This window comes from Streptomyces sp. NPDC055078, assembly GCF_053607985.1.
Window position 1 is genome coordinate 1 of sequence record NZ_JBSGUP010000331.1, and the last position, 8880, is coordinate 8880.

Annotated in this window: 7 protein-coding genes; 4 read left to right on the forward strand and 3 right to left on the reverse strand. The window is 72.8% G+C overall.

Annotation, left to right across the window (positions count from 1 at the left end):
- On the reverse strand, positions 1 to 796 hold a 796-nt coding region (locus tag ACWF94_RS24715), incomplete at its 3' end, for an MHYT domain-containing protein (protein WP_453492439.1).
- A 293-nt stretch (positions 797 to 1089) separates the two neighbouring features.
- On the opposite strand from ACWF94_RS24715, the gene ACWF94_RS24720 reads away from it, so the two are divergent.
- The gene (locus tag ACWF94_RS24720) at positions 1090 to 1386 is read left to right on the forward strand and encodes a hypothetical protein (protein WP_453492442.1); all 297 of its coding nucleotides are present in this window, start codon (positions 1090 to 1092) and stop codon (positions 1384 to 1386) included.
- A 149-nt stretch (positions 1387 to 1535) separates the two neighbouring features.
- Positions 1536 to 2360, forward strand: a complete 825-nt coding sequence (locus ACWF94_RS24725) for a hypothetical protein (protein WP_453492445.1) — start codon at positions 1536 to 1538, stop codon at positions 2358 to 2360.
- Between the two features lie 101 nt (positions 2361 to 2461).
- Here the strand turns inward: ACWF94_RS24725 and ACWF94_RS24730 are convergent, their stop codons facing one another.
- Positions 2462 to 2644 carry a hypothetical protein gene (locus ACWF94_RS24730; protein ID WP_453492447.1) on the reverse strand — a complete coding sequence of 61 codons (183 nt, stop codon included), beginning with the start codon at positions 2642 to 2644 and terminating at the stop codon, positions 2462 to 2464.
- Between the two features lie 69 nt (positions 2645 to 2713).
- Positions 2714 to 3922: an acyl-CoA desaturase gene (locus tag ACWF94_RS24735; RefSeq protein WP_453492450.1), complete on the reverse strand. Its 1209-nt coding sequence runs from the start codon at positions 3920 to 3922 to the stop codon at positions 2714 to 2716.
- A gap of 593 nt (positions 3923 to 4515) precedes the next feature.
- Between ACWF94_RS24735 and ACWF94_RS24740 the strand changes: the two genes are divergently transcribed.
- Positions 4516 to 7632, forward strand: coding sequence for a DEAD/DEAH box helicase (locus tag ACWF94_RS24740; RefSeq protein ID WP_453492453.1), 3117 nt, complete (start codon positions 4516 to 4518; stop codon positions 7630 to 7632).
- Positions 7629 to 8880: SWIM zinc finger family protein (locus tag ACWF94_RS24745; protein ID WP_453492455.1), on the forward strand; the 1252-nt coding region annotated here is incomplete at its 3' end. The genes ACWF94_RS24740 and ACWF94_RS24745, both read left to right, overlap by 4 nt.

An 8880-nucleotide genomic window follows, 5' to 3' on the forward strand; every position in this document is an offset into this window, starting at 1 on the left:
CCCTGAGGGTTTCCGCCGCGTCGGCCGGTACCGGCTCGGGCGGCCGCCCGGCGGAGGCGTAGACGGCGTGCTCCTGTGCCGTCGGCGAGAGTGCGACGAACGCGGCGGTGACGAAGAGGTAGGAGCCGAGGCCGACAGCGAGAGGGAAGATGAACTGCATGGCCGTGGCCCCGGCGAGGGTCCCCCCGTCCGCGGGCACGACCCGCACACTGACCGCCAGCATTCCCGTGTAGTGCATGCTGCTGACTGCCGCGCCCATGACAAGCGAAGCGACGGCGACGGCCACGGGTGACTTGATGTTGAGCGCCGCCCAGAGGGCGGCGGTGGCCGCGACCACGGCGATCACGACGGAGAGCACCACCAGAAGCGGGTCGTAGCGGACGGAGCCGTGCAGCCGCAGGGCGGCCATGCCGAGGTAGTGCATGCTCGCCACCCCCAGCCCGGTGGTGAATCCGCCGATCAGGAGCGACTTCACCCGGCTGCGGCCGAAGCCGACGCAGAACACGCCGACGCCGACCACCAGCATGGCGACAACCAGACTGAGGATGGTGAGCGGAACGTCGTAGCGGATCTCGGTGCCTCGTACGGCGAACCCGAGCATGGCGACGAAGTGCATCGTCCAGATTCCGGTGCCGATGGCGGATGCGGCGGTGATCAGCCAGTTGCGGCGTGCGCGACCGCTCGCGCCGAGCGCTCGAACAGTGCAGCGCAGTCCCAGGGCGGCGCCGATGACGGCCATCGCGTACGACAGCACGGGTGTCAGCAGGCCGAAGGATGCGTGGTCCAGGTGTCCCATGGTTCAGGGACGCTAGACCCGTCGGGGGCGCGCGGAGGGGGCGCATTCGAAAGCTGACGGAATATGACAGAGAGATGTTCCCGGACGATCATGCGGCGCCCGAACATGCACATCACGCGGTCGTGTCCGTACCCGGGGAGATCATTCCCATCGGCCCGGAACACTCTGGCGCCCGGCCGGACCGGGGGTACGGCATGAGCCGAATCCCTTGCCGCAGCCATGGACCCGCCTCGTGGAGGGAATGCAGGACATAGAGGTCGGCGGCCGTCGCCGCCCCGGGGAAGGTGGTCCGCGTGTTCAGCAGACTTCGCAGGTTCGTGGGACGCCGCCCTGCCGGGGCGCCGTCCGCGCCCGTGACACCGACACGCCCGCGCAAGCACAATCTGTTCGAGGCCGCGGCGTCCTATATCGCCGGCTGTGCGGAGGACGACCAGGACCGGATGGACGAAGCCCGGGGGTGGGTCTCCCCCGAGGCGCTGTCCTTCGGGGTCAACGAGCTGGCCTGCCGTGCGGTGATAGCCATCGCCCGCGAGCGCGACGAGACCCCGGGGACCGTGGCGCGGAGCCTGCTCGGCCTGCCCGCCGCCTGACGGTCGCGCGGGGACTCTCGACGTCCGGGCCACCCCCTGGCTAAGGTGCGCCGACGAACGATCGGATGGGCGGACACCCGAAGCGGGACATCCGGAGCAGGACATCCGATGCGGAACGTCCGGGGCGCGACGATCCAAGGGAGGGTGATGTGGCCACGACGCAAGAGTCCGCCGACGGCGGCGAGTTGTATGTGCTGACCGCCGTGCTGCTGACACCGGCGCAGTTCCCCAGTGTGCTCGGTGACGACTTCCCCGCCGCGTGCGCCGCGCTGCGGCTGGAGCCTTACGCCGACGGGTACGGACTGGTCCTCGGCCAGGATTCGAACGGCGCCCGGTGGACGGTCGTGGTGGACGACGTATCGCTCGTCGCCGTCGCCATCGCGGCCTGGGACTGCGGTATGGAGCACGATCTCTCCCCCGGCGAACGCACCGTGGTGGTGGCCCTCCCCGGCTGGCCACTGGCCGTCGCGGTCGCCGCGCCGGGGGTGCCGGAGCCGCACGATCCCGCCCCGGACGAGACCGGGGGCCTGCCGCCGCTCGCACCGCCGGACACGGACGGCTGGGGGCCGGCGCAGCGGCGTCTGGGCGCGGACGAGATCGCCCTCCAGTGGTCGCAGTGGCGGGAACAGATCGATGCCGGGGCACTCGCTTCACCGGATACGGACGGGGAGGGTCCGCATGCGGACGAAGACAGTCCCCTGATGTCACACCCCGGTCTGCGACGGGCGCTGGACGCCGCCCGCTCCTACGCGGTCACCTCGCCGCCCGTCGGCCGCGTCCGTTCCGGTTTCGCACCCGGTGGCGCACGGACCCTGCGCGCCGACGGGCCTGGCTGGTCCATGGTGGCCAGGACCGATGACATCGCCTTCTTCCTGCTGGACGAGGAGCCGCGCGAGGTGATCCCGGTCGGCCGGGGGCCCGAACTCCCCGGGCTGCTCGAAGCGCTCGACAAGCTGGCGGTGCGCCCGATCTGACGACCGCGGCCGGTCCGCCGGGGCCCGGGGAGGCTCGCGGACTCCGGCCGGACCCCGCGCCTGGCGGGCGGCGCCGAGGCCGGTGCCCCCGCTCCCCCGGATCAGCGGCCGATCTCCTTCCGGGAGACCCTGCGCAGCCTGCGGCGCTGGCTGGGGTCGAGCATCAGATACGCCGCGGTGGGCACTCCGAGGACGACCAGCAGGGACCACCAGAATCCGATCAGCGGTATCAGAAGCAGGCCGACCGCCACGCCCCCGATGACAACCTTTGTACGTGTCGACATTTCGACGCCTCCTTGCGCGGCCTTGGCCGTTCCTGCTGATGGAACGTGTGGGCTCGCATCACAGTTCCACTATGCGCCCTGCCCGCCGGATTGCCCGCCCGCGGTTCCCCCCGCTCCTGCGCCCGTTCCCGTCTCCGCTCCCGGTCCCGCTCCCGCGACCGTTCCCGCTCCTGCGCCCGTTCCCAGCCCCGGCGCGGCCTCCCTGCCGGCCCAGGGCTCCGTACCCTGCGTCCCCTCGGCCCGCAGCGGCTCGCCGACCTCGTGCATATGGACCAGCGCCTGCCGGTAGGACTCGATGAATCCCGTCTCGGTGTACGGGATGCCGAGCGAGCGGCAGTGCGCACGCACCAGCGGCTGGGCGAGCCGGAGGTGGGGCCGCGGCATGCTCGGGAAGAGATGGTGTTCGATCTGGTAGTTCAGGCCGCCGAGGAACCAGTCCGTGACCAGACTTCCGCGGACATTGCGCGAGGTCAGCACCTGTCGGCGCAGATGCCCCCAGTTCCGCTCGGTCTCCTCGTCGGGCATCTCCATGCCCTTGTGGTTCGGGGCGAAGGCCAGACCCAGATGGAGCCCGAGGAGCAGCTGGTGGATCAGGGCGAAGACGACGGCCTGGCCGATCGGCATGGCTGTCAGCAGCAGCGTGACATATCCGGCCACATGCCCGACCAGCAGCAGGCCCTCGACGGCGCGCGCCGGGCCGGACTGGCGGGACACGGCGGACGACGAGGAGAACACGGCCCGGAAGCCGGAGATCTTCAGCCAGATGCCTTCGAGGGTGGTCAGCGGGAAGAACACCCACGCCTGGTGGCGGGTGAGCCAGCCACGGAACCCGGCGCGGCCCACGGCCTGCTTCTGGGTGAAGACGAGGATGTCGGCGGCGACGTCCGGGTCCTTCTCGATGTGGTTCGGGTTGGCGTGGTGGCGATTGTGCTTGTCGTTCCACCACTCCTGGCTCATCCCGAGGAACAGATTCGCGTGGATGAGCTGGATGGTCCGGTTCCTGCGGCGGTCGCCGCTGATCTGCGAGTGCCCGGCGTCATGGGCGAAGAATCCCGTACGGGCCGAGAGCAGCGCCAGCGGCGGGGCGAGCACGAGCACCCACCAGGAGCCGCCGAGGAGGACCATGCCGGTGACCACGGCGGCGAGACCGAGCAGGTTGACGGCGATGGCGCGCAGGTACCAGCCCGTGCGGCGCTCCAGCAGCCCCTGCTCCTTGACGATGCGCAGGAGGGGGGAGAACTCACTCCCGGAGTTCCGCTTGGGCCCGGGGCCTCCCACCGGTCCGGGGCCTGCTTCCGGACCGGGGCCTCCCACCGGACCGGGTCCATGCTTCCCGGGTCCTTCTTCCGGACCGGGTCCGGGGCCGGGACCACGTTCCCCGGAGCCCCCGGCCGATGACGCGGATCCCGGTATCGCGGAAGGGACGGAGGGTTCCCCACGAGGGGTCGCGAGAGGAACGGTGGCCTGGGGCATACAGTCTCCGGTCTGTGGTGCGCGGGCAGGCGCGACTGCGCTGACCTGAGAAAACGTAGGGAAAGGTGCCCTTCGGCGACCATGGCGCCACCACCCGGACCCCAAGGGGGCAAGCCCGCGCCCTGGGGTGGTGCTGGCTACACCCTCAGGGTGCCACAGAATGCGGGTGACACGGGTCACAGGGTCATGGGCCACATCCGGCTCCCGCGTGGAGTATCCTCGGCGACTCCCGCCCCGCACTAGTCAAACTTGAGGAATGCGTCATCGCTGTGCACAGCCCCTCCGCGGCAACGCCCTTCCCGACCGCCGGTTCCGGCCCCGCCTCCGCTGCCCCCGACGCCCGTGCCCCGCTCGAATCCGACCCCGGTTCCTCCCCCTCCGACGGTCCTCCCGCCCCTATGGACCACCGTCCGGAGGATGTCCCCCGCCCTGCCCCCGAGTCCGTCTCCGCGCTCGCCCGGTGCCACGCGGTGTTCCTGCCCGGCGATCCCGCCCGTACCGGACGGATCGCGTTCTGGGATCCCGACGGCGGCGACCTCCGGCGACAGCGACCGTACGGCGGCGTGCCCGGCCTCGCTCCCGACGCGGTCGAGTCGCTGACCGTGGCCGGGAACGACGCCCGCCCCCGTACGGTGTCCGCGCTGCTGTTGCCCGTGGCGGCCGCGCTGCCCGTGCTGACCAGGGCACGGACCGATGCGGGCGCGTCGCCCGCCACCGCCTTCTGGGGCGCCGCGTCCGTCCTCGCACTGCACCTCGTGGCCCGGGGGCTGCTGTTGCCCGGGTTGACCGCCACCGATCACGACGCGTGGCGGGTCGGGCCGCTGGCCCCGGGGGATCTGGAGCGGATCCGCAACCTCGCGGCCGCCATGCCGCCGACCGCCCACGCCGTACCGCTGCACACGGCGGACGGTCCCGTGCCGCCCGCCACCACCACCGGTCCCGTATCGCCCCGTACGACCACCGGTCCCGTGACGACGGGCACGACCACCGGTCCCGTGACGACGGGCACGACCACCGGTCCCGTGACGACGGGCACGACCGCCGGTCCCGTACCTCCCGGAACCGCGGACCGCCCGGTCCTGCTGCCCGAACCGGAGCGGCTGCTGCGGTCGTTCCTCGATGCCGTGGCGGACGGGATGCCGCGCACCCCGGCCGCACCGCTCGCCGCGGGTGGCGAGGCGTTCGCCGCGCGGGAGCCGCAGCGGCTGCCCGGGCTGCGGGCCTGGGCCGCGGACATCGCCGCCGGGCACGACGCCGGCGTACGGCTGTCCCTGCGCGTCGAACTCACCGGCGAGCACGGGAACACGGCCCAGGACCGGGGGCTGACGGACCAAGATCTGACGGGTGAGCGGCCGACCGGGGAGGAGGGGCGACCGGAACCGGCTTTCCGCGCCGTACTCCAGATGCACAGCGTCAGCGACCCGGCCGTCGTCGCGGACGCCGCCGACGTCTGGGCGGGCGGGGAGCTGCCCGGGGAGGTGTTCGGACCGCGCGCCCGAATGGACGGACTGCTCGCGCTGCGGCGTGCCGCGCGGGCCTGGCCGCCGCTCACCCCGCTGCTGCACGCCGCCGTGCCCGACGCGCTCGACCTCGCCGACGAGGAGGTCACCGAACTGCTCGGCGACGCCGCGCGGGCGCTGGCGACCAGCGGTGTCCAGGTCCACTGGCCGAAGGAGCTGGCGCACCGCCTCACCGCGCGCGCCGTGATCGGACCACCCGCGAACGACCGGACCGAGACGGGTGAGTCCGGGCTGCCGTCGTTCCTTTCGGCGGACGCGCTGCTCTCCTTCGACTGGCGGTTCGCGCTGGGCGATCGGCAGCTGACCCGGGAGGAACTGAACCGGCTCGCCGAAGCGAACCGGCCGCTGGTACGGCTGCGCGACCAGTGGGTGCTCATCGACCCGGCGGAGGCCCGCCGCGCCGCCGGGAGCCAGGGCAGCACGCTGTCCCCGGTCGACGCGCTCGGCGCCGTACTGACCGGTTCGGCCGAGGTCGACGGCCGCCGGGTGGAGGTCGAGGCGTCGGGCTGGGTGGCGCGGCTGCGGGACCGGCTCGCGGACCCTGAGGGCGGGACCCCCGACATCGGCCCGCCCGCCGCGCTCGACGCGACCCTGCGCGACTACCAGCTCCGGGGACTGAACTGGCTCAACCGGATGACCTCCCTCGGTCTCGGCGGCTGTCTCGCCGACGACATGGGTCTCGGGAAGACCATCACGCTCATCGCACTCCATCTGCACCGGCAGACCGAGGAATCGGCCGCCGGGCCGACCCTGGTGGTCTGTCCGACCTCGCTCATGGGCAACTGGCAGCGCGAGATCGAACGGTTCGCGCCCGGTACCGCCGTACGGCGCTTCCACGGCGCGTCGCGAGGGCTCGACGATCTCGCCGACGGCGAGTTCGTGCTCACCACCTACGGGACGATGCGCCTGGACGCGGAACGGCTCGGCCGCACCGCATGGGGCCTGGTCGTCGCCGACGAGGCCCAGCATGTGAAGAACCCCTACTCCGCGACCGCCCGTCAGCTGCGCACCATCGGCGCGCAGGCGCGCGTCGCGCTCAGCGGCACCCCGGTGGAGAACAACCTCTCCGAACTGTGGGCGATCCTCGACTGGACCACACCGGGGCTGCTCGGCCGCCTGGGCACCTTCCGGACCCGCTACGCGCGGTCGGCCGAGGGCGGCGACCCGGCAGCGGCGCAGCGGCTCGCCGCGCTCGTACGGCCGTTCCTGCTGCGCCGCCGCAAGTCCGATCCGGGGATCGCACCCGAGTTGCCGCCGAAGACCGAGACCGACCGTGCCGTGTCGCTCACCGCCGAACAGGCCGGTCTGTACGAGGCGGTCGTACGCGAGACCATGGCCGCGATCGCCGAGGCGGACGGCATGGAACGGCGCGGTCTGGTGGTGAAGCTCCTCACCGCCCTCAAGCAGATCTGCAACCATCCGGCGCAGTACCTCAAGGAGGAGCGGCCGACGATCGCGGACCGCTCGGGCAAACTGGAACTGCTCGACGAACTCCTCGACACGATCCTCGCCGAGGGCGCGGGAGTGCTGGTCTTCACCCAGTACGTACAGATGGCACGGCTGCTGGAACAGCATCTGGCGGCGCGGGGCGTTCGGACGCAGTTCCTCCACGGCGGTACGCCGGTCGCCGAGCGGGAAGCGATGGTGGGCCGGTTCCAGGCCGGCGGGATCCCGGTCTTCCTGCTGTCCCTCAAGGCCGCGGGCACCGGGCTGAACCTCACCCGCGCCGAGCACGTCGTGCACTACGACCGCTGGTGGAATCCGGCCGTCGAGGCACAGGCGACCGACCGGGCGTACCGCATCGGGCAGAACCGGCCCGTGCAGGTCCACCGGCTGATCGCCGAGGGGACCATCGAGGACCGGATCGCCGGGATGCTGGCGCGCAAGCGGGAGCTGGCGGACTCGGTCCTGGGCGCCGGTGAGGCCGCGCTGACCGAACTGACCGACGCCGAGCTGGCGGATCTGGTGGAACTGCGAGCGGGTGGAGCGCGATGAACGACGGTTACGGCACGGACGGCGGCTCCCGGCCGGACGCGTACGACAGCGACCACGGCGGTGACGCCGGGGAGTTCGGTGAGAACGGCGGGACCGGTACGACCGGTGAGGTCGTACGGACCTTCGCCGCGCTCCCGCCCGCGAGCGGACGCGGCTTCGCGGGGACCTGGTGGGGCCAGACCTGGGTCAAGGCCCTGGAGGACACGGCGCTCGACTCCCAGCAGCTGAAGAAGGGCCGTCGGCAGGCCCGCGCGGGCGCGGTGGGAGCGGTCTCGGTGCGTCCCGGCCGGATCACCGCCGTCGTACGGGACCGGGACGGCACCGGGCAGCGCTGCGACGTGCTGCTGACGGAGCTGACCGACGCCGCGTGGGACCGCTTTCTCGACATGGCGGTCGACAGCGCGGGCCATATCGCGGCGCTGCTGGACCGGGAGATGCCGCATCAGCTGGTCGAGGACGCGGCGACGGCCGGGGTCGAACTCCTGCCGGGGATCGGCGACCTGGAGCCGGAGTGCGGCTGCGGGATGTGGGATCTGTGCCCGCACACGGCCGCTCTGTGCTACCAGGTCGCGCGCCTGCTGGACCAGGACCCGTTCGTCCTGCTGCTGATGCGGGGGCGGAGTGAGCGCGGACTGCTCGACGAGTTGCAGGTGCGCAGTGCGGCGCGGGCGTCCGGACGGCTCAACGCCGGGCCGGGTCCGGAGCCGCGCGCGGAGGGCGTGCGGGCCGACGAGGCGTTCGCGGCACAGGACATCCTGCCGCCGCTGCCCCCTCTCCCGCCGGTTCCCGACGAGCCGGGGCAGCCGCCCGCCCTGGACACCGAGACCGGGGCAGGGCAGGGCATCGACACGGACGCGCTGGAGTTCCTGGCCGCCGATGCCGCCGCCCGCGCACACCGGATGCTCGCCGAGGCCCTCGCGCCGGGACCCGAACGGCTCCTGCCGGAGAGCGTTCCGACACCGGACCAGGACGCGGTACGGCTGGCCGCCGCCGCGCCGGGATCCGTGATCCCGGGCCGTCTCGCCGCGGGGACGGGACGCCGGCCCGCCGAGCTGGAACTGGCCGTACGGGCCTGGCGCGCGGGCGGCGCCGCCGCACTCGCGGTGCTCGGCGAGGAGTGGTCCCCGCCGCCGGACGCGCTCACCCGCGCGTCGGCGGTCCTGGACGCGGCCTGGGACGACTCCGACCGGCCGCGTCTGCGACCCGCGGGACCCGGCCGCTGGACCGTGGTGGGGGCCGAGGCCCAGC